The 21732-nt window shown below is 69.2% G+C and carries 17 protein-coding genes and 2 pseudogenes; 14 read left to right on the top strand and 5 right to left on the bottom strand.

Annotation, left to right across the window (positions count from 1 at the left end; translation table 11 throughout):
• Positions 1-69: 69 nt before the first annotated feature.
• Entirely contained in the window at positions 70-234 is a 165-nt protein-coding gene (locus AC5L3Z_RS05275) for a hypothetical protein (RefSeq protein WP_494839962.1), read from the bottom strand.
• Between the two features lie 56 nt (positions 235-290).
• Between AC5L3Z_RS05275 and AC5L3Z_RS05270 the strand changes: the two genes are divergently transcribed.
• Positions 291-410: an excalibur calcium-binding domain-containing protein gene (locus AC5L3Z_RS05270; RefSeq protein WP_494839960.1), complete on the top strand. Its 120-nt coding sequence runs from the start codon at positions 291-293 to the stop codon at positions 408-410.
• A gap of 172 nt (positions 411-582) precedes the next feature.
• On the opposite strand, the gene AC5L3Z_RS05265 is transcribed toward AC5L3Z_RS05270, so the two are convergent.
• Complete coding sequence (locus AC5L3Z_RS05265; protein ID WP_494839958.1) at positions 583-1833, bottom strand: low temperature requirement protein A; 1251 nt, start codon at positions 1831-1833, stop codon at positions 583-585.
• 511 nt (positions 1834-2344) lie between these two features.
• Between AC5L3Z_RS05265 and AC5L3Z_RS05260 the strand changes: the two genes are divergently transcribed.
• The 7 genes from AC5L3Z_RS05260 to AC5L3Z_RS05230 all read left to right on the top strand — a co-directional run bounded on the left by AC5L3Z_RS05260 (position 2345) and on the right by AC5L3Z_RS05230 (position 9205).
• The gene (locus tag AC5L3Z_RS05260) at positions 2345-3475 is read left to right on the top strand and encodes an NAD(P)/FAD-dependent oxidoreductase (RefSeq protein ID WP_494839956.1); all 1131 of its coding nucleotides are present in this window, start codon (positions 2345-2347) and stop codon (positions 3473-3475) included.
• Between the two features lie 272 nt (positions 3476-3747).
• Positions 3748-4491 (top strand): SDR family oxidoreductase, encoded by a 744-nt coding sequence (locus AC5L3Z_RS05255; RefSeq protein WP_494839954.1) that lies wholly within the window; start codon positions 3748-3750, stop codon positions 4489-4491.
• A gap of 396 nt (positions 4492-4887) precedes the next feature.
• On the top strand, positions 4888-5604 hold the full coding sequence (locus AC5L3Z_RS05250) for an alpha/beta fold hydrolase (RefSeq protein WP_494839952.1): 717 nt from the start codon (positions 4888-4890) through the stop codon (positions 5602-5604).
• Between the two features lie 315 nt (positions 5605-5919).
• Complete coding sequence (locus tag AC5L3Z_RS05245; RefSeq protein ID WP_494839950.1) at positions 5920-6906, top strand: pirin family protein; 987 nt, start codon at positions 5920-5922, stop codon at positions 6904-6906.
• 108 nt (positions 6907-7014) lie between these two features.
• Positions 7015-7890 carry a universal stress protein gene (locus tag AC5L3Z_RS05240; RefSeq protein WP_494839948.1) on the top strand — a complete coding sequence of 292 codons (876 nt, stop codon included), beginning with the start codon at positions 7015-7017 and terminating at the stop codon, positions 7888-7890.
• Positions 7891-8042: 152 nt separating this feature from the next.
• Positions 8043-8360, top strand: coding sequence for a PadR family transcriptional regulator (locus AC5L3Z_RS05235; protein WP_494839946.1), 318 nt, complete (start codon positions 8043-8045; stop codon positions 8358-8360).
• Complete coding sequence (locus tag AC5L3Z_RS05230; protein WP_494839944.1) at positions 8354-9205, top strand: hypothetical protein; 852 nt, start codon at positions 8354-8356, stop codon at positions 9203-9205. The genes AC5L3Z_RS05235 and AC5L3Z_RS05230 overlap by 7 nt, the downstream gene beginning before the upstream one ends.
• Before the next feature lie 14 nt (positions 9206-9219).
• On the opposite strand, the pseudogene AC5L3Z_RS05225 reads toward AC5L3Z_RS05230, so the two are convergent.
• Positions 9220-9902 (bottom strand): annotated as a pseudogene (locus AC5L3Z_RS05225) (transposase).
• 253 nt (positions 9903-10155) lie between these two features.
• Between AC5L3Z_RS05225 and AC5L3Z_RS05220 the strand changes: the two are divergent.
• The 3 genes and pseudogenes from AC5L3Z_RS05220 to AC5L3Z_RS05210 form a co-directional block, all read left to right on the top strand.
• Positions 10156-10467, top strand: a pseudogene (locus AC5L3Z_RS05220) (ATP-binding protein); the annotation flags it as partial.
• A 766-nt stretch (positions 10468-11233) separates the two neighbouring features.
• A complete protein-coding gene (locus AC5L3Z_RS05215; RefSeq protein ID WP_494839942.1) occupies positions 11234-12166 on the top strand; it encodes a sigma factor-like helix-turn-helix DNA-binding protein in 933 nt (310 codons plus the stop codon).
• Complete coding sequence (locus tag AC5L3Z_RS05210) at positions 12163-14655, top strand: tetratricopeptide repeat protein (protein WP_494840614.1); 2493 nt, start codon at positions 12163-12165, stop codon at positions 14653-14655. The genes AC5L3Z_RS05215 and AC5L3Z_RS05210 overlap by 4 nt, the downstream gene beginning before the upstream one ends.
• 39 nt (positions 14656-14694) lie before the next feature.
• Here AC5L3Z_RS05210 and AC5L3Z_RS05205 read toward each other — a convergent pair whose 3' ends face one another.
• Both AC5L3Z_RS05205 and AC5L3Z_RS05200 read right to left on the bottom strand, forming a co-directional pair.
• Positions 14695-15258 (bottom strand): hypothetical protein, encoded by a 564-nt coding sequence (locus AC5L3Z_RS05205; RefSeq protein WP_494839940.1) that lies wholly within the window; start codon positions 15256-15258, stop codon positions 14695-14697.
• A 132-nt stretch (positions 15259-15390) separates the two neighbouring features.
• Positions 15391-16240 (bottom strand): IS5 family transposase gene (locus AC5L3Z_RS05200; RefSeq protein ID WP_494840612.1). Its coding sequence is split into 2 segments (ribosomal slippage): positions 15391-15907 and positions 15906-16240, totalling 852 coding nucleotides; the frame shifts between segments, so codons are not numbered across the junction.
• A 307-nt stretch (positions 16241-16547) separates the two neighbouring features.
• Here AC5L3Z_RS05200 and AC5L3Z_RS05195 point away from each other — a divergent pair.
• From AC5L3Z_RS05195 to AC5L3Z_RS05185, 3 genes are all read left to right on the top strand, one after another.
• Positions 16548-17429 (top strand): alpha/beta fold hydrolase, encoded by an 882-nt coding sequence (locus tag AC5L3Z_RS05195; protein ID WP_494839939.1) that lies wholly within the window; start codon positions 16548-16550, stop codon positions 17427-17429.
• Between the two features lie 468 nt (positions 17430-17897).
• Positions 17898-18722 carry a PP2C family protein-serine/threonine phosphatase gene (locus tag AC5L3Z_RS05190; RefSeq protein WP_494839937.1) on the top strand — a complete coding sequence of 275 codons (825 nt, stop codon included), beginning with the start codon at positions 17898-17900 and terminating at the stop codon, positions 18720-18722.
• Between the two features lie 245 nt (positions 18723-18967).
• Positions 18968-21502 (top strand): AfsR/SARP family transcriptional regulator, encoded by a 2535-nt coding sequence (locus AC5L3Z_RS05185; protein WP_494839935.1) that lies wholly within the window; start codon positions 18968-18970, stop codon positions 21500-21502.
• Positions 21503-21732 lie beyond the last annotated feature (230 nt).

The raw sequence follows: 21732 nt of genomic DNA, 5'->3' as shown, positions 1-21732 counted from the left end.
TCGTTTTTCGTTTGGCGTCATCTCCGCCGCGGTCGTCGGCGGGCTTTGCTGCTCTACTGCTGCGGCGGGTCATCTGTGCCGTCGGCGACGACGATGACGACCAGCCGGCCGGCCGGTAGTGAACACGTCGGCCACCGCCAGCACGCCGCCGCCGTCCACGCCGGCGCAGAAGGTGGCGCCGTCGCCGACGAAGAGCACGGTGGTGCAGGCGTCGGCGACGCCGAAGCGGACCACCAGCGCACCCAAGCCGTCCCGGACAGGAAGCCCCCACCGGCGTCGAAGAACGACCCGTGGGCACGTGCGCGGAGGCCAACGCCAACGGCTGCGGCCCGTACGTGGAGGGCGACGACCCGGAGTACGACTGGTACCGCGACCGTGACGGTGATGGCATCGTGTGCCGGCCCCGCTGACCCTGCACAGCATGAAACGGCCCCGCCCTCCCGAAGGAGAGCGGGGCCGCTGCACGTGGAGCCGTTGATCGCCCAGCTGGTTGTCATCCAGTGGGCCAGACCGGACGGATGTAACCCTTTGGACGATGGCATCTGGTTGGGTGTCGGCGCTGCCCCGGACGATCCACAGAAATCATGATCGGCCGGACAACCTAGCCGTGTGGTGAGGCGGCTCCGGTGGGCGCCCTCGGGCGCGGGCTGCGTCGGATGCGGCGATTGCCGCCAGGACGAGGGCAGGTGCCATGGCGACCAGCAGCGGTGGCAGGACGGACGCCGCCGGCGACAGGGCGGCGAGTACGAGGACCCCGATCGGCCGGGAGCGGGAGACCCGGCCGAACACCTCGTACTCGAACATGCCCCGTCCGACGAGGAACAGCGCGGGTCCGCCGAGGATGACGATGATCCAGGCCGGTGCTGTGTGCCCGAATGGGTGCTCGATGACAAGCTCGTCGCCGACTGCGATGGCGACGATGCCGGCGACCATGAACAAGTGGGCGTAGATCGCCGGGATGACCGCGCGGTGTGGGTCGGGGTCGGCGTCGATGACCTCCGCCAGCAGACCGCCGGCGCGGTGGATGTAGATCCGCCACAGCAGCACCGTGGTAGCGAACGCGACCGCGACCGCGGCAACCCGCTCAGGCTCGAACCTGCCGCGGCTGAACGTCAGCCCGGTGACCAGGATGAGCTCGCCGAGCGCGATGAGGAAGAGCAGCCGGAAGCGTTCGGCTGCGTGCTCGCCGTAGATGCCGAACTCGGCTCTGCGCGGGGACGCACGACCCAGCCGCGGTGTGGGCAAGCCGAGCGAGACCGACACGTACTCCACGGCCACGGCCAGCGCCCACAGGACCGCACGGGCCGTGTCGTGAGTGACAGCACCCGCGATCCACGGCACTGCGGACACGCCGAACCAGAAGAGTTGCCGCAGGAAGGCGCGCTGCCCCGTGTGGCCCCGCAGCAGGAGCACGGCACCGGCGTTGCGACCGATCTGGGTGGTGACGTAGATGCCCGCGAAGATCAGGCCCTGCTCGCCGAACGCCTCCGGCACCGCGGCGGCCATCAGCAGCGTGGCGAACATGGTCGCGATCACCAGCAGCTGTATCGGCGGCCGGCGCGGGCTCAACCTGTCCGTGAGCCTCGCCGTGTTGGCCCAGACCGCCCACAGGGCCAGCAGCAACACCAGCAGCTGGAACGCGCCGCTCCAGTTCAGCTGCTCCAGCAGCTGCTGCGAGAGTCGTGCGAGCCCGAAGACGAACACCAGATCGAAGAACAGTTCCAGGTACGTCGCTCGTGGTTCCTCGGGTCGTCTCAGGAGCCCGGCTGCCCCACTCCTCATGTGCTCGCCCGTTTCGCCGTTTTGTACCACTTCCGGTAGTTCGTACCACACGACGACGCCGCCGAATCAGGGATGCGCTGCAGTGGTTCGGGTTCGAGCGGCTGTCACCCCGCCGGGCGGCGATAGAGGTCGGCGAGTTCCTTCCAACCGAAGGTCGGGACAGTTCCGCGCCGAGGCAGCGCGTCATCGGCCACGGAAATCAGGCGCAGGCTGCTCGAGCACGGGTAGCGGCGGCAGGTACGAGCTTCACGCCAGCGTCCGCGCGGCACTCCTCTGGCACTCGTTATGCACTGCCGCCGCATAGCTTGATCGTCGCGTGAGCGGTTGCCCGCAACGGGCGTCCGAGGCCAACCGGGTCGTCAGCCCGCACGCACCATTGAAGATCATTCACCGATCCGGCGAGGTCGCTGCCGTGCTAGCTGACTACCGGCGGCACCACGCCGCCAGATGACGGAGAACACACCATGCCGAAACTCGACACATTCGTCATCGTCGGAGCGAGCCTTGCCGGGGCCAAGGCCGCCGAGGCACTGCGATCAGAACACTTTGCCGGTCGGATCGTTTGATCGGCGACGAAACGCGGCGGCCGTACGAGCGGCCGCCACTGACCAAGGGGTTCCTCCTTGGCACGGCCGATGCCGAGAGCCCCTCTATTCACGAGCCGGACTGGTACGCCACGCACGACATCGACCTACGCCTGGGCACACGGGTCACCGAGGTGGACGTGCGCAACCGCATCGTGCGAACCGGCGCGGAGGCGATCGCGTACGACCGGCTGCTGCTGGCCACGGGGTCGGCTCCGCGGCGGTTCCCCGGACCGGGCGGGGACCGCGAGAACGTTCTGTACCTGCGCAGCTATGACGATTCGCAGCGACTGTCCGGCGTGTTGCGCGACGGGGGACACCTGACCATCGTTGGCTCCGGCTGGATCGGGTTGGAGGTGGCGGCCGTAGCCCGGCAGCGCGGGGTCGCGGTCACCGTGGTCACGCCGGACTCCGTCCCGCTGGGCCGCGTGCTGGGTGACCGGATCGGTGGGCTCTTCACCGAACTGCATCGCAGCCACGGGGTCGACTTCCGGTTCGGCAGGCGAGTGCGGGAGCTGCGCGGGGGCACCCGCGTGGAGCAGGTGCTGCTGGACGACGGCACCACCGTGCAGACCGACAACGTGCTCGTGGCCATCGGGGCCGAGCCGAACGTGGACTTGGCGGAGCGGGCCGGGTTGGCCGTTTCGGACGGCGTACTCGTCGACGCCTACCACCGCACCGCCGACCCGAGCGTCTTCGCCGCCGGCGACATCGCCAACGTCGACCACCCGCGGTACGGCACCCGGATCCGGGTCGAACACTGGTCCAACGCCCTCCACTCCGGTCCGGCCGCGGCGCGCTCCATGCTCGGCTCCGGCACGCCGTGGACCCGCGTACCGTATTTCTTCACCGATCAGTACGACCTGAGCATGGAGTACGCCGGGCGGCTGACACCCGGCGCGGACCTCGTCGTGCGCGGTGAGCTGGACAAGCGCGAGTGCATCGTGTTCTGGACCGTCGGCGGGCAGGTGGTGGCCGGCATGAACGTCAACGTCTGGGACGTCAACGACCAGATCCAGAACCTGATCGAGGCGGGGTTCTCCGGTCATCGGGTGGACTCGGCCCGCCTGGCCGACCCCGCGGTGCCGCTCGCCGAACTGTTGCCGTGATGGCATCAGCTGTTGCCGGGACGGTGACGAACCTTCTCGGTCGAACCGTCGTGCGACCTATCGAGATACGCACTCGTTCGTAACTGGAAGCGCACTGCGGCTCACTAGCGTGCCCTGGAGCACGGCGCGGCGGTGCCGGTGGACGAGCCGAAGTGGCTCGGCGTTCCCGGGGGCATCCCACGCCGACGATCTGCAGCGCTCGACGAGTTCGCGGCGCAGAACAATGCCGTGCCCCAACCCGGAGCACGGCATGTCCGACAAGGGAGACAATAATGAAAATCGTGGTAGTCGGCGGTACGGGCATGGTCGGCCGTCATGTTGTGACCAAGCTGCAAGAGCGAGGGCACGAGGTGATTGCCGCGGCCCCGCAGACCGGCTTCAACACCCTGACCGGTGAGGGCGTCGACGCGACGCTCGAGGGCGCGGAGGTCGTACTGGACGTGACCAACGCGCCGAACATGGAGGAGGGGCCCGCCACCGACTTCTTCCGCACCTCCGGCCGTACGCTGCTGGCCGCGGAGAAGAAGGCGGGAGTACGCCATCACGTGACGCTGTCGATCGTCGGCGTGGACCGTCCGCACGACCTTGGCTACTACCGGGCCAAGGTGGCGCAGGAGCAGGTGGTACGCGACGGCGATGTCCCATTCACCATCGTGCGCTCCACGCAGTTCTTCGAGTTCATGAAGGCGGTCGTGGACGGCAACGCCGACGGCGACACGGTCCGGCTGCCCACCACGATGGTCCAGCCCATCGCCGTCACGGACCTGGCCGCGGAGCTGGCCTCAATCGCGGTGGAGGCGCCTGTCGGTGATGTCGTCGAGGTGGCGGGACCCGAGGCGATGCCGCTGGACGAGTTCGCCCGCCGGCTCACGGCGGTGACCGGTGACGGCCGGACGGTGACCACCGATCCCAGTGTGCGGCCCTTCTTCGGGGTGGAGCTGGACGGACGGCTGCTCGTGCCCGGCCCCGGCGCCCGGCTGGCGGCCACCGACCTGCCGGCCTGGCTCGCCGCCTGAACCGGGAGATCGGCGTGCCCGGGCTGCGCGCGGCGTGCCCGGCACGGCTGCTGCTGGCGGGCGACGGCCGCCGCCGCACCTGATGGTGCGGCGGCCGGCCCCGCTGGTCATCGACGTGGTCCGGCTGCGCAGAACCAGCGGTCGGTGGTGGGCAGCCTTACGTGAGTCGCGCGGCTGCCCACCACCGACGGCAGCACCGGGACGGCCCGTCGGTCGATGAGAGTCTCCTTCACCCGGCTCAGCGGACGTGCACCCGCAGGTGTGCCAGGCGGTCGCGTTGCCGCGACCTGTTCGGGTGAACCAGTGACCGCGCGCACGCACTCGTTCGCCACCGCTTCTGCACTGGGCCTCCCTAGCGTTCCTGAGCAGAGACGACCCCGACCTGGGAGGCATGTCATGCGCGAAGAACCCGCCGTCGTGCTGGTGCACGGCGCATTCGCCGACTCGACCGCGTGGAATCCGGTCCTGGCCGGGCTGACCCGGCAGGACGTTGACGTGATCGCCGTCGCCAACCCCCTTCGCAGCCTGCAGGGGGACGCCGAGTACCTGCGGGACGTGATCGAAGGACTCGACCGGCCGGTGATCCTGGTGGGTCACAGTTACGGCGGCATGGTCATCACCGAGGCGGCGACGGACCTCGACGCGGTGCGTGGCCTGGTGTACGTGGCCGCGTTCACCCCGGACCAGGGTGAGTCCGCGTTCGAGCTCGCCGGGAAGTTTGCCGGCAGCACCCTCGGGTCGACGCCGCTGGCGTACCCGGTCGGCGGCAACGAGGTTCGCATCGGCCCGGCGAAGTCCCACGTGCAGTTCGCCGCGGACCCCGAGTTCGAGGACGCGAGCCGGCCCGGCCGCACCCAACGTCCGGTGACCGAAAAGGCGCTGACCGACTGCCTGTCCAGCGCCAAGCCCGCCTGGCGGACGCAGCCGACCTGGCAGGTGTTCGGTGACGTCGACCGCAACATCCCGGTAGAGCTGTTCCGGTTCCAGGTGCGCCGGTCCGCGCCGTACGGCGTGTACGAGGTGCCCGGGGCCTCACACGCCATCGCGACCTCGCAGCCCGAAGCGGTGACCGCGACGATCCTCCAAGCCATCGCCTACGCCACAGCCTACTGAGCCGGCCGTGCCGGTAGCCCCCTCGCGACGGGCACAGAGCCTTGACGTTCCGCCGCCGGAGGGTGAGAAGCACGCCTTGGACACCTGCCCGGACGTCCGGGGGGGGCAGCGAGGCGGTGCCCACCGCCGCTGGTCTGCTCGCGCTGCGTGAGACCGCGCCGCATCACCTGGCGTCGGTACGCGCCCACCTGATGGACGACCTCGACGACGTCGAGGTGGCCTGCCTCACCCCGGTCTTCGAGCGGCTCGGCCGGCGCCTCCGCGCCGAGCGTGCCGCGTCGTCCACCCCGGTCCGACAACCCAAGGAGCCCCGAGATGCCCGCCATCACCGTCGACGACGTCCTCGTCCTGCCCCGTCTACCCGAGCTGGACCAGTCCACCACCTACCGGCCGGTCCACCGGCTGACCACCGCCCCCAGCGGCTACGAAGGCGAAGGCTTCCCGGTCCGCCGCGCCTTCGCCGGCGTCCCACTGACCGAACTGGACCCGTTCATCCACCTCGACCAGATGGGCGAGGTTGACTACGCCCCCGGCGAGCCCAAGGGCACCCCCTGGCACCCCCACCGCGGCTTTGAAACCGTCACCTACATGATCGACGGGATCATGGACCACCAGGACTCCCAGGGTGGCGGCGGCACCATCACCGACGGCGACACCCAGTGGATGACCGCCGGCAGCGGCCTGCTGCACATCGAAGCCCCACCGGAGCACCTGGTCACCAGCGGCGGCCTCTTCCACGGCCTGCAACTGTGGGTCAACCTGCCCCGCGCGGCCAAAATGAACCCGCCCCGCTACCAGGACATCCGCGGCAAGGAATCCGCCCTGCTCACCACCCCCGACGGCGGTGCGCTGATCCGGGTCATCGCCGGTGAGGTCGCCGGACACCACGGCCCGGGCTCGACCCACACCCCCATCACCATCGCCCACGTCACCGTGCAGCCCGGCGCGGAACTCAGCCTGCCCTGGCGGGCGGACTTCAACGCACTGGTCTACGTCCTCGCCGGCCGCGGCACCATCGGCACCCACGGGCGGCCCATCCACATCGGCCAACTCGCCGTGCACGGCCCCGGCGACGCCCTACGGGTGGCCGCCAACGCCAACCAGGACGCCAACATCCCCGCCCTGGAGCTCTACATCATGGGCGGCCAGCCCATCCGGGAGCCCGTCGCCCACTACGGGCCGTTCGTCATGAACACCCGCGACGAACTGGTCCAGGCCTTCGAAGACTTCCAGGCCGGCAAGCTCGGCGTCATCCCCGCCAAGCGGCTACCGCACACCGACTCCCCGGCACCGCGTCCCTGACCGACCCCGTACCCGACAGCGCCGGGCGAGCCCGCGCCACCGGCGATGGCGACGACCGCCAGGCCGCCGGCATCCCACTTTCCCCTTGACCGAACGAAGGAACATGTCATGACAATCAGGACCGGTGCCCCCGTCGTCGTGGGCGTGGACGGATCCGCCGCGGGGTTGGACGCGGTGCGGATGGCGGCTCGGGAGGCGGCGCACCGGCGGTGTCCGCTGCGGATCGTGCACGCCTTCATCTGGCCGCTGATGGGTGTGTCGGTCTGCCCGGCCCCCGGCGGACCGGTCAACGGGGGCCTGCGCCACCAGGCCGAGCGGTACGTCGCGGAGGCCGTCGCCGAGGCCGGCAAGGTCGCCCCGGACGTGCCGGTCACCGGCGCCGTTGTCGATGGCGCGGCAACCACGGTGATGCTGGCCGAGTCCCGGGAGGCCGCGCTGGTGGTGCTCGGGCACCGTGGCCTGGGCGGCTTCGCCGGGCTGGTGATCGGCTCGGTCACTGTGCAGGTCTCGGCCCGGGCGCTGAGCCCGGTGCTGGTGGTGCGGGGAGATCCGCGCGCCGACGGCCCGGTGGTGGTGGGCGTGGACGGCTCGGAACTGTCCACCGAGGCGATCGGGTTCGCGTTCGAGGAGGCCGCCTACCGGGACGCCCCACTGGTCGCGGTGCACGGGTGGCTCCACCCCACGCCGGCCGGCCACGGTGAACTCCTGCCCCTGGTGTACGACGGGAAGGAGTACGACGAGGAGTTGAAGCGGGTCCTCGCCGAGTCGGTCGCCGGCTACGCCGAGCGCTACCCGGAAGTGGCCGTGCAGCACCGGCTGGTCCGGGGCGCCCCGGCCCACGTACTGACCGAGGATTCGAGGACTGCCCAGTTGGTGGTCGTCGGCGCACACGGACGCGGCGCCCTCGGCGGGCTGCTGCTCGGTTCGGTCAGCCACGCGGTGCTGCACCACGCGCACGCCCCGCTCGCCATCGTCCGGCACTAGGGCCTGTGTCGAAGTCGGCGGTGGTCGCGACTGTTGTCGGGTCTGCGCAGGCTCGGTAGGCCGTACCTTCACGGAGCGAAAGCGGGGCGGTTGAGCCAACTGGACTCTTCACGGGCTATGCAGAATTCTTTATAGGGTTACGCTGGCGCACCATGGCGAACCTCCGAATGACAGTGCCGCGCCTGCTGGTGTTAGAGGCGTTCCTTGATGAGCCCGAGTGCGAGCGATACGGCCTCGAGCTGGCGCGCGTAGCCGGGCTTGAGCCGGGCACGATCTATCCGATCCTCGTGGCGTTCGAGGGCGTCGGCTGGCTCACGAGCCGAGCGGAGGAGATGGATGTCCACGTCGAGGGCCGCCCTCGGCGGCGGTACTACCGCCTCACTGCGGATGGCGTGGCCGCCGGTCGTGCCGCCATCGCCGCTCGAAAGCAGCGCTCGCAGCGGGCGGGCGCCCGGAGGCTGGCGTGGTGAGCCCAGACCGAGAAGGTGAGCCGGCGCGGCGCCTCACGCTGCCTCCTGCCGAGCGGGCCACGGTCGCGGTGCTGTGCCGTCTACTGCCGGCGAGCTTCCGAAGCCGGCAGCGCGACGAGTGGACGGCTGACCTACTGAGCTTCACAAGCGGTGCGGGTGCCCGCTGGCGGTATCTGGCCAGCGCAGCATGGACGCTGCCCGCACTGCGCCACGCTGCACGTCGCGGTGGCTTTGCCGACCTGTCCACCGTCACTCCAAACCCTGGCGCACTCGCCTCGATGGCCCACGTCTTCCTCCTCGGGCTAGGTTGGCCAGTGCTTTCCTGGCTGATCATGGTGCCCGTTACCTACATAGCAGCGGACGTTCCCAGTCGCATCGCCCGGACCGGGGCGCTGGTCGACCCGAAGACGCTGTGGCCGACGGACGGACCGTTCGTCATTCTGTTTCCGTTGGAGGCCCTGCTGCGCCTGGGCGCCTGGGCAGTAATCCTCGGCGGTCCCTTCCTGCTGGGCGCCTTCGGCGCATCAGGGCTGGTACTTGCCGTCATGCGGCGTCGCCGCAGCGGTAGGCACCGGCTCGTCATCGCTGCAGTCGGGCTCGTCTGCCTCGCCCTGACAATCGTGACCGGCCTCGCCTGGTCCTACGGCGCCTTCTACCCCCACCGCGACAGCGGGCGCACGGCAGCCGTACTGGGCATTGCGGCCGGGATCCTCGCCCTCGCCGGACGACGCCTCAGCGCGCGGGTCCGAAGCACGCTCGCGGTACTCAGCGTTCTCTCGGTCACCGTGCCTTTTGTTCATCTCACGACAACCGGTGCCGCAATGCTGAACTGGTACCTCGACTAAGGTCTATGTCGAGGTCACAGCCACTCGTTGATCGCGGCGAGGTGGATGGTGGCCTCGTAGCGGACGGCCAGCTTGTCGAAGCGGGTGGCCACGGCCCGATTGCGCTTGAGCCGGTTGATGCCGCACTCCACGGCATGGCGCTGCTGGTAGACGTGCGGGTCGAAGGCTGGTGGCCGGCCGCCTTTGGATCCTTTGGCTCGCCGGTGGGCGTCCTGGTCGGCTTTGCTCGGGATCGTCGCGGCGATGCCGCGCCGGCGCAGGTAGGCCCGGTTCGCCTTCGACGTGTACGCCTTGTCGGCCAGGACCCGATCCGGGCGGGTCCTCGGCCGGCCAGTGACCAGGCGGGGAACGCGGATGGCGGCCAGGACCGGGATGAACTCGAGTCCACTGACACCTCTCAGGTGATCCGCCCGGCGGCGTCGGCGAGGGCCTGCAACGCGGTGAGCACCTTCTTCCAAGTGCCATCACGCTGCCACCTGCGGAACAGGGCATACACCGCCGACCAGGACCCGTACTGCGGTGGCACGTCCCGCCACGGCGCACCCACGCGGATCCGCCACCGGATTCCGTCAATCAACTGCCGCCTACTCCATGACGACGGTCGATCTGGCCGCTTCGGTGCTGGCAGCAACGGCTCCAGCACCGCCCACTGCACGTCAGTCAGGTCGAACCGCCGCGTCACCGCTAAGGTGTCCACGAGGTCTCCGGTTTCAGGTTCTGCTTGATCGCTGAACCATCTACCGGAGACCTCACCCATTTTCGATCTCCGACACGCGAAGATCCTCAAGCCAGCTCAAGCCCTGGCACCGACTTCGACACAGGCTCTAGGCCCGACGGCCCTGATCCTGGACGCTGCCGCGCGACCCGTACCACCTGGAGTCCAGCATGCCTGGCGTCTGCGCCGGCGGTGATGTGCGGGCCGACTCCGTGAAGCCGCGGCCGAACTCAACCAGGTCTGGACCAACCTGATCGACAACGCGCTCGCCGCGATGGGTGGGACCGGCACGCTCACGGTGCACACCGGCCGCAATGAGGACCTGCTGATCGTGGAGATCCGCGACACCGGGGCGGGGATTCCTCCGGAGGTACGGCCGCGGATCTTCGAGCCGTTCCTCACCACTAAACCGGTCGGCGAGGGGACCGGCCTCGGGCTGGACGTCTCCTACCGGATCGTTGTCAACAAGCACCCATGGAGACTCCGGGTGCAGTCCGAGCCCGGCGACACCAGGACGATCGTGTTGTTGCCGATGAGGCGCGGGTGACGGTGGTGGCATCGCCGCCTTCGCTGCCGGACTGGGCGGTTGCCGTCTGCAGCATCCGGTGGTCGACCTCCCCACGACAATGCCGCCTGATGCAGAGACCCGCACAGCGGTGCCGATCTACCCGCTCGTGAGCGACTGGCTTGGCGAACAGCGGAGTACGGCGACATCCTGACGCGGTCAGCCCGCAACGTGCGATAGTCCCGGCGTCGGCTTGCTCGGTCTGCAATGGCAGGCCGGCGCCGCCGCCGGACACAGCACGGCTCGGGCAGCCATCCGCTGCGCGGGCGCACCGTCGTGCGTTGCACCCGCCTCATCTCCCTGCTGCCGGATGGTCACCCCCTGATGCGCTGGGTGTGTGACGGCCGCGCTGAGCAGGTGGGGACCGTTGCTGACGACCGGAGGCTCGCAGCCTCGATCCGGTCACCCAGGTTGTGGTGGAATGAATGTGACCGGCCGGTAGCTAAGCCCCATCACCGTGCAGCGTGACGGACATGGCAAACAACCGTCGCCGACTGCCGTGAGGCGACTGATCCTCACCATTCTCTTCTGATACCCAAATCTCGCTTCCGGGCGGAGAAGTGGCGTTTCCGGCGGGCGAAGCCGCCGGTGGCAAGGAAGAACCAGCCGATCGTGGCGATATGCGTTCATGTCTCCGTCCACCAGTTGAGACAGCGCGGCCGCGGAATCCGTGACAGCCGCGTGGTGACAGTCACTGGTGGGGCCCCAGATTGGGATTTGCGCTTCCCCCGGCTCACGATTGAGCCTGTTGGCAGCCGCGGCGTGCTGGGAGCGGGGGCGGGAAATGGCGGCCTGTAGTGCCAATCGCGCGCCGGCTCGGGCGGACGATCTCGAGGAGGCCGCGGCGGTCTTCACGAGCGTGCGGCCACGCCTGTTCGGGATTGCGTATCGCATGCTCAGCAGCGTGGCCGAGGCCGAGAATCTGGTGCAGGAGGTGTGGCTCCGGTGGCAGACCTGCGACTGCGGCGTGGCGGTCGACCCGGTCGCGTTCCTGGTGAAGACGACGACCAGGCTGGCCATCAACGCACTGCAGTCGGCGCGGGTGCGGCGCGAGACGTACATCGGGCCGTGGCGCCCGGAACCCGTCGACACGAGCGCGGAGCGCGGGGAGGCCCTGGAGTTCGCGGCGCTGCTACTGATGGAGAAGCTCACGCCCAACGAACGCGCCGCGTATGTCCTGCGGGAGGCCTTCGACTATCCGTACGCGCAGGTTGCCTGCGTCCTGCAGTCGACCGTACCCGCGGTGCGACAGCTGGTCAGCCGGGCGCGCAAGCACATGGCGCAGGAGAGGCGTACGCCGGCCAGCGCGGCCGCGCAGCGGGAACTGCAGACCACGTTCACGACGGATCTCCACCTGGTCCTGGGACGGCGTCGAGGTGCGGTGGGTCACTACGAACGGACAGACGGCGGCCGCGCTCTGGCGCGACGGCGTCCTGGACGCCGTGCTCACGGTCGGCGCCTCGACCGACGGCATCGATCAGGTGCTGTGAATGATGAACCTGGAGAAGACCAGAGCGGTCTCCGGACCAGCCTGACCCGCGAGGTCACGAACCAGCCTGCTAACCGGTCCAGGTGTCCGGAAGAGCTTGCCCAGTCGGCCGCGGTCCTGCTGTGCGGGCAACCGGACATTGACCTGACCATCGCCCGCGGCGCGGCCCACGTGCCGGCTCTGTGGCCATGATGACGTTGAACTGGTCACCAGTACGCGGCGAAAATGATCTTGACGATGAACCGAAACGTTTGGGAGGTGTGGTGGCTGGTTCTCCGTTCGGGCAGCGGTTGCGGGAGTTCCGGCAGCTGGCGGAGATGACCCTCGAGAATCTGTCCGAGGCGTCCGGGGTGAGTTGTCGGGCGATCAGTGACATGGAGCGGGGGCACAGTCGCGCGCCACAGAAGCGGACGTTGGCGGCGTTGGCCGACGCGCTGAAGCTCGGTGACGAGGATCGTGCCGGCCTGGTCGAGCTGGCGCGTTGCGGGCGGTCGGAGAGCGGGGTCGGGCGGCCTCCGGTGGGTGAGCTACCGCGGGGGGTCAATGACTTCGTGGGTCGGGCGCGTGAGTTGGAGTTGCTCCGCCGCCACGCAATGTCGGCGTCTGCCGATGGGTCGATGCTGGTGGCGGTGGTGCACGGCCAGCCGGGGTTGGGGAAGACGGCGTTCGCGGTCCGGGCGGCTGAGCAGTTGCGTGAGGTGTTCACCGACGGGCAGTTCTACCTGGATCTCCGGGGTACGGATCCCGTGCCGATGACGGTCGGCGAGGCGTTGCTGCGGCTGCTGCGGGCGCTGGACGTCAACCCTCGCAGGATCGCTGAGGATGAGCAGGAGCGAGCCAGCCAGCTGCGAGCGATTCTGCGGGATCGGCGGTGTCTGCTGGTGTTGGACAACGCAGCGGATGAGAGTCAGGTGCGACCGTTGTTGCCGGGTCTGGGTGCGGGAATGGTGGTGGTGACCAGCCGTCGATTGTTGGGCGGTTTGGAGGGGGTGGTGCGGGTCGGGTTGGCACCGTTGACATCGGGCGAGTCCGCTGTCCTGTTGCGGGCGATCGTGGGGGAGTCGGAGCGGGCGGCCGGGCAGGAGATCGGCACCGTGGCCCGGTTGTGTGGCCACCTGCCGTTGGCGTTGCGGATCGCCGGTACGCGGATGGCGAGTCGACCGGGGTGGACGATGGGGCATCTGGCGGAGCGGCTGGGGGACGCGGATCGCCGGTTGGCGAACCTCTCGGTGGGGGATCTGGGGGTGGCGGCGGCGTTCGCGTTGTCGTACGCGCAGTTGTCCGATCCGGCGAAGGCGATGTTCCGACGGCTCGCGCACGTGCCGGGGGTCGATTTCGCCGCTCCGATCGCTGCGGTGCTCGCCGAGGTCGATCTCTGTGACGCCGGAAATCAGTTGGATGAGTTGGTTGACCTTGGCCTGCTGCAGCCCGAAGGGTTCGATCGTTACCGGTTCCATGACCTGATCCGGCTCTTCGCGGCCGACCGGCTGCGCGGCGAGGAGCCGGCGGAGGCCAGGACGGCCACCGAGCGTCGGATGGTGGATTGGTTGTTGGAGACGGCGATCGTCGCGGGCCGGTGGTTCGAGCCGGGGTTCGGCACGCCACCGGATGACTGGCAGGGTCTGGTTTCCATGGCCACGCCGGAGCAGGCGCAGAGCTGGTTGCAGGTCGAGGCGGACAGTTGGCTGGCCGCGTTGCGGTCGGCGGCCGCCGCCGAGCAGCACCAACGGGTCGTGGACGTGGCCGAGGCGATGCACTGGTACTCGGACCGCCGGATCCATTGGAGACACTCGTCTGAGGTCTACCGGCTGTCCCATGTGGCTGCTTCCCAGCTGCCTGACCGTCGGCAGGAAATCACCCACATCAACTACTACGCCTGGGCTGTCTCCACCTGTGAGCGGCGCTACGAGAAGAGCGCGGCACTGGCGCTGAAGGCCTACCGGCTTGCCGGGAAGCTCGGGGACACAAAGGAACAAGCCAACGCTCTGCACTACACGGCCCGTGCTTGGCGGATGGGCGGCAATTTCGAGAAGGCCATAAAGGCGTACCACCGCGGCCTGATTCTGGCCGACGCCGCCGGCAACCACGACGGATACGTCCAGATTCGCGTTGGACTGGGGCAGACGTTCATCGAGTTCGGCAGATTGGGCGAGGCGCTGACCGAGTTCCGGGGTGTGCTGCGGGAGGTCGATACGCGACCGGTCGCCCCCGCATCGGCGCGGGTAGCTCGGATGACGGCCCGGACGGCGATCGCCAGGTGCCTGGCCGACATGAAGCGCTGGCCGGAGGCGCTCGACGAGGCGACGCGGGCACTACCCCTGGCTACCGACCACGGCCCGAGTTTCACCGGACGGATACACCTGACGCTGGGCCGGGCACACTCCGCCCTCGGCGCGACCGACAAGGCCCGCTACCACCTGGCCCACGCGGTCAAGCTGCTGGAGGACGGCGGTGAGGACCGAAAGCCCACCAAGCCTGGACTCTCACCGGTCGATCCTTCACCTCCACCATGCGCCATGATCCTGTGTGAAGTGGAGATCCCCATGCGGGCATGGCATCGAGGCATGGCCTTACATGCACATGTGGGCGCCCCCTGTGCGCTCCAGCGAGCCAGGGCGATCAGTTCAGCGAAGGCCGAACTGGCGGCCCTTGACGCCTTGGGCGTGTCCTGCCGATCATGACACCAGTGACGGCGGCGACGGCGCGAAGGTTGGGGCAGGTCAAGCCTGCTGCGGGCCGGCAGCGCCGTCGTGTCCGGATTGATTGTCTGCTCCAGCCGTCTTCCAATGCGGTGGGCGGCCGTTTGCTCCGCCCAACCACGTCGACAGCGGCCCCTGATTCCGTCCTACGGATCGGCGCATGGCATTGACCAAGGCCAGTTGCGCTCGGGCCGGCGCCACCATCGCCTGCTCGAACTGGTCCTGCGACAGTGGTGCGGTCGTCGTGTCCACCCCCGTGGTGACGTCCAAGAGTCGCTGCACCGCTTGGCCGAACTTGTCGATCTCGGCGGTAACCGCGCTCGGGGCGACGAGGCTGGCTGACATCAATGCGGCGCTCCACGCCCCCCAGTCATAGTCCCAGCCCGTGCGTCCCAGGTGAGCGCGCCGCAAGATCATCGAGAACGTGGCGTACTCACGCAGCAGGTCCTGGTAGGCCATGAGTTGCCGGTCCCGTAGCCAGTGTCGGTCCTGTGCACGGCGGGTGAGCATCCCGCCGACGAAAACCCCGACGGTCGCCGAGAGCGCGCCGCCAACTGTCGTGGCAACGATATCCAGCAACGCCATGAAGCCTCCCCGTGACCGCCGGGCACGAGCATCGATGATCGCGGCCCTCGTCGTCAACGCACGAGACGAGTTGCAGAGCGCGAGCCGGCGGCGGATGTCTCGCAACAACCCGCTAGTGTTCTGTCCCGTCGATCATGGAAGCCAGATGAGGGCGGCGATGAGGACAAGGCTGGCGCGGTAGAGGGATGCGCGTTTGGCGTAACGGGTGGCCAGGTCACGCCACTGCTTGAGGCGGTTGAAGCAGCGTTCCACGACGTTGCGCTTGCGGTAGACCGCCTTGTCGAAGGCCGGTGGCCTGCCTCCGGCGCTACCCTTGGCAGCCCGGCGGGCGACTTGGTCCGAGCGTTCCGGGATGACATGCCGGATCCCGCGGTGACGCAACGCGCGACGGGTGGAGTCGTGGGCGTAGCCCTTGTCCGCGATTAGCACGTCGGGGCGCTTGCGCGGCCGGCCCGGCCCGGGCTCGTTCACCCGGATCGCGTCCAGCAGCGCCAACAGCTGCGGGTTGTCACCAGCCTGACCGGGAGTGAGCAGGATCGACAACGGCCGTCCGCGTCCGTCGACGGCGAGGTGGATCTTCGTGCTCAGCCCTCCACGGGACCGGCCGTGCGCACCAGGCGTCGCCGCACTTGTCGGTGAGCCCCCTTTTGCGGGCACCAGCGGCATGCTGGTGTGCCCGCACGATCGACGAGTCGATGCTGATCGTCCACTGCACCGGTGTGCCGTCGTCATGCACCTGCGCCGCCGCCAGAATTCGATCCCACGTCCCGTCCGCCGTCCAGCGGCGCAGACGTTCGTGGCAGGTCTTCCACGGCCCGAAGCGCTCCGGCAGGTCACGCCACGGCGCACCGGTACGCAGCTTCCACAGAATCCCGTTGATGACCTGCCGGTGATCCCGCCACCGCCCCCGAGAACCACCAGGCTCCGGCAGCAGCGGCACGATCACCACCCACGCCTCATCGGTCAACTCACCACGACGCACCACCGGCACATCGTCAACGACCAACCACCACAAGATCGGCAGGACACGCCCTAGCCTAGCCCGCCCTCACGCAGATGTGGGGCCGTTGCCGGTGTCCCGCTGATCCGACACGCTCCGGTCAGCCGGTCACCACACTCGGACGTCACTGGAACCACACTCCGGCCTCCTAGTGTGGTGTCACCGAAGGCGGAGAGAGCCCTTCACCGGCCCTTCTGGCGCGTCACGCTGGAATGACCATGGCCCAGACGGCCACGTTGCGCCTGGAATGGTCGCAACTTCCGGGGCAATGAGGGGGAACGAGAAGCGCGTGGGCGACGGACTGGCGCAAGGCACACACACCGTGACGGTGTGTGGGATCGATCAGCGCTTTCATGTGGCCGGTAGCGGCCCGGTGTGTGTCGTGTACCCCGGCGGTCCCGGCGTGAGCTGGGACTATCTGCGGATGCCGGAGCTCGAGGAGCACATGCAGCTTGTCTATATCGAGCCGATCGGGACCGGTCGGTCCGGTCGGCTCGCTGATCCGCGTGGCTACTGCTGTGACACGTACGTGGCATTCCTGGACGCGGTCGTCTCCCAGCTCGACACGGATCCGGTGTTCCTGCTCGGCCATGGGTACGGCGGCCTCGTCGTGCAGCGCTACGGGCTCGACCACCCGGCCCGGGTCGCCGGGCTGGTCCTGTACGGGACTTCTCCCGTGACCGACGAGCAGTTCCGGCAATCGGTTGTGGCCGAGATGATCGCCTTTCCGGCCCGCCACCCAGGCCGCCGAATGGAGGCCGACGCGGTGGTGGGCGCGTTTGAGGGTGCGCTGACCGCTACCGACGACGAGACCTTCGTCCGCTGCCTGCAGGGCGCGTGGCCCGCCTACCTCGCCGACTACTGGGCGCACGAGGAAACCTTCGCGCCGGTCCGGGCCCGCCTGCGCGGCTGGGCCGAGCCCCAGCGGGGCGGGGAAGCCGTGCCGTTCGACGTCCGGGCGGAGCTGGGCCGGATCGAAGCGCCGACTCTGATCCTGGCCGGTGCCCACGATCCTCTCTTCGGCCCACATTGGGCCGCGATGCTGCACGAGGGCGTTGCGCACTCGGGCCTGATCGTCTTTCAGCACAGCGGCAACCTGGCACACATCGAGCAGCCGGCAGCGTTCACGGGCGCGGTCGCTGACTTCATGTACCTGGTCGGCGCGGAGTGACCGAGGCGGGTCAGCCGGGGCGCGATGCGTCAGGGACACCCTGCTCAAAGCCGCTGTGGTAGTGGACCCGCGGGCACCGGTCGAACGTCGCCGACCGCGGCTGCACCCGGGTCGAGGACCGGCGGCGCCGCTGCTCACTCGATATCAACTGCTTCAGCACTTCCAGCTCGTAGCGTCGACGGCTGTTCCAGTGAGTCCGTCGAGGGGTCCTCGGGTGAATGACGTGAGCCCGAGTGGAAGCGAGACCTCGCCAGGGCGCGGTTCGTCCAGGAGCCGGGGGACCGTACGACCTCACTGCGAGGTCCTCAGGAAGTCGCCACGTATCAGAGGAGGATTCGCCATGCCGAACAGAGACGAGCCCGGGGCAGACGGGCAGCACCGCGACACACCGCGCCGGAAGTGCGAGGCGGTGCACCGACAAGACGTCCGGCACGGGCACCCGGCATACCCAGACGCGACGGAGCGGTCGTGATCGAACCCCTGCGAACAGCGGACCGGCCCTGGCTGGCGGTTCCTCATCCAGCGCAGGCAACGGTGAGGAGCGGAGTCGCACGCAACAGCGACCAGGAACCGCTGTCCCACGGGGCGCAACTGGCGCGTGAGCAGCAGATCAGCCACACGCTGCAACACGCCATCCAGCCGGTCACCAGCGTCGTCAGGCACCTCGGCGGCCTGCAGGTCGCCGTGCGATGCCACGGCGCCGACCCCGCGCTGCGCATCGGCGGCGACTGGTACCTGATTCTGCCGCTGGCCAACGGAGATCTGGTCCTGGCCGTGGGCGACGTCGGCGGTCACGGAGCGGGCGCCATCGAGGCAATGATCGGGCTGCGGTACGCGACGGTGGCGTACGCCGCCGAGGGCCACCCACCGGCAACGATCCTGTCCCGGCTAAACACACTGCTGTGCGGCGCCGACCACGGGACAACCGCGACCGCTGTCGTCGCGACATACCGGCCGAGTACGGGCCAGCTCCTCTGGGCGCGCGCCGGGCATCCACCGCTGCTGCTGGCCGACCATCACCGCGTGACACGCCTCCCCAACCCTCGAGGGCCGCTGCTGGGGGTCTTCCCGGCGCCGCCGTTCACGCAGGAGTCCCGCCACCTGCTACCGGGGCACTCGGTGCTGCTCTACACCGACGGCATGATCAAGCGGGGGACGTTCGACGACGGTATCGACCTGCTGGCCGATCGGATCACCGGCGTCGACGGGCACCCGGCGGCGATCGTCGACCGGCTCGATTTCGACGCCGCCCGCGACGACGCTTGTGCACTACTGGCACAACGCGTAGCTTGATCGACCGCCGATGACCGTCGACATCCTGCACCACCTCGCCGAGCGGGACGGCAGGACGGTGCGCTGGCGGTTCCGACAATGCCGGCTGCAGGGTCTGGGCCGGAGCCCTCGACGCCCGAGCACACCCGCACGAAGAATTCGTTTCTGCGTTAGTTCTGCCTGGTATGGGGATGACACCGCTGGTTGAATCGGTGTATGAGCTGGTCCGTCCCGGGGCGGCCGGGGGCGGACGGCGAAGGCGGGTCATGACTGAGTCGGCATTGGCAGTGCGGTTCACCATCCTGGGCCCGGTTGGAGCCCGGCGCGGTGACGCCAATCTCGAACTCGGTGGCCGTCAACAGCGGCTGGTGCTCGCCCTGCTGCTGGCTCACGGCGGATCGGTGGTCGGCCTCACGGACCTGGTCGACACCATCTGGAATCAGGCCCCGCCGACAAGCGCCGTCAACGTCGTCCATCGCTACATCGGCACCCTACGGAGGCTGATCGAGCCCGACCTGCCAGTACGCGCCGTCGGTACCTACCTCACCCGGCATGCGGCGGGATACCAACTGCGGGTCGACGAGGACTCGCTCGATCTGCTGCGCTTCCGTCGCCTGGTAGCCCAGGCCCGGCAGGCGCCCGAGACCGGCCCGGCCGTACGGCTCTACACCGAGGCGCTGGCGCTGTGGCGCGGTTCCTGCACGATGGGCCTGGATCCGGACTCGCGCGCCCATCCGGCCTTCGCCGGGATAGATGCCGAGTATTCGCAGGTCGTCCGGGATGCTGCGGACACTGCCCGGCGTGGCGGTCAGGCCCGCCTGGTGATCCCGGCGCTCCGCCAGGCGGCCGGGCAGAACCCACTCGACGAGGCGCTACAGGCCCGCCTCGTCCTCGCGCTGGCCGCCGACGGCCGGCAGGCCGAGGCCCTGGAAACCTTCCAGGAGGTCCGCCGGCGGCTCGGCGATGAACTGGGCATCGACCCCAGCCCCGAGCTGCTCGATGCCTACGACCGCCTGCTGCACCAGCGCACCTCGGCCGAATGGTGGGGCGCGCCACCACCGCTCGGAACAGTCGCCGCCAGCCCGCTCGCCCACTCGCCCGCCGACGGCGAGGAAGCGATCGGGCCAGTGAACCCACCGCCGACACCAGCTCAGCTGCCGCCGGACCACCCGTTCTTCGGCGGCCGGACAGACATCCTGACCCGGGCACAGGCGCTGCTCGAGGAGGACCGGCGGCACGGGCGGGCCACCGTGGCGCTGGCCCTCGACGGGATGCCGGGCGTCGGCAAGACCACGCTCGCGATCCGTCTGGGACACCTTCTCGCCGCGGGGTACCCGGACGGGCAGCTCTACGCCGACCTACGCGGCTTCGCCGCCCAGGACTCTGCGATGTGCCCCGTCGAGGCGCTCCGTGGATTTCTGAGCTCGCTCGGCGTACCGCGGGAGACCGCGCCGACCGAACTGCACGCGCTGGCCGGCCTCTACCGCAGCATCCTCGCCGGGCGGCGGGTCCTGATCGTGCTCGACAACTGCCGAGACTTCGAGCAGGTGAGGCATCTGCTGCCCGGCACCCCCGGCAGCCTGGCCATCGTGACCAGCCGTAACCGGCTCACCGACCTGATCACCACCGGTGGGGCCCATCCCTTGCCGGTGGACCTGCCGCCGCCCGACGAGGCGGGGGAGTACCTGGTACGGCGGCTGGGTGCCGAGCGGATCGCCGCAGAGCCGGTAGCGGTCGGTGAAATCATCGCCAGCTGTGGGCGACTGCCGCTGGCCCTCGCCCAGGTTGCCGCTCGTGCCGCAGCCCTACCAGCAACACGGCTCGCAGAGATCGCCGCAGAACTAGCGGCACCGCGCAGCCGCCTCGACAGCTTCAGCGGAAGCGCTGAGACGAGCTTGACGGAGGCGTTCTCCTGGTCGTATCGAGCGCTCAGCCAGCCGGCGGCACGCCTGTTCCGGCTACTGGCACTGCACCCCGGCCCCGATTTGACCGCGGATGTGGCGGCAAGCCTCGCCGGTGTCGATCCGCCCACCGGCACAACCCTCATGGCGGAGCTGGCCACGCACATGCTCACCCAGATCCGGTCCGGCCGGCATCAGGTACACCACCTGGTGCGGGCGTACGCCGCCGGCCTCAGCGCCGAGGAGGACACACCGCACGAGCGTGGCGCCGCCATCAGGCGCCTGTTCGACCACTACCGCTCCTCGGCGTACCACGCCCACCTGCAGTTCGATCCGCAACTCCCCGCGCCCGAGCCACCGGCGCCCGGACCCGGGGTGACACCGCTGCGCTTCGCCGGCCACGATGAGGCGATGGCCTGGTTCGAGGCCGAACGACGGGTCCTCGCAGCCGTTGTCGAGCAGGCCGGCGCGCAGGGAGTCTCCCAGGTCGCCTGGCACGTCGCGCGCACCATGCAGAACTTCCTGGACTTGACCGGCGGGACGTTGGACCTGGCGGCGACCAGGCGCAGCGGGCTCGCCCGGGCGACCGCCGAGGGCGATCCACAGGCGCAGGCCCACGTGCAGCGCAGTCTGGCCGGAGCGTTGTACCGGCTGCACGACCTCGACCAGGCGATGGAGCACCTCCAGCGGGCGCGGGACCTGGTGAAACGGCTCGAAGATCTGCAGGGCGCTCGCCAGGTAGAACTGAACTCGCCGCACGCCCGTAGGGAACAGCTTCCGCACGAGGAAGCGATCCCACAAAGCCATCGCGCGCTCGCGTCGTTCAGAACCGCCGACAAGCGCAACCAGGCACAGGCGATGCCGGCCATCGCCAGCAGCAGTACGAGGAGCACCCGGTAGGAGTGCCGGCTTGTCATCGAAGATCGCTTGTCTTCGCAACCCGTTCATCGCATCGAGGGGCGGACGCGGAGGTAGGTCAGGACCGCAAGCACGCGGCGGCGGGTGTCGTCGCTGGGCGGCAGGTCGAGCGTGGTCGGGTGTTGCGGACATTGCCAGTGCCAGCTCAGTGCCTCATCCGCTCGGGCGACCGGATCTCCGGCGGTCCCCGGGTAGGTGCGCCGCGTAGGGCT

This window comes from Micromonospora sp. LZ37, assembly GCF_059359015.1.
This window is presented reverse-complemented; position numbering and strand designations above follow the sequence as displayed.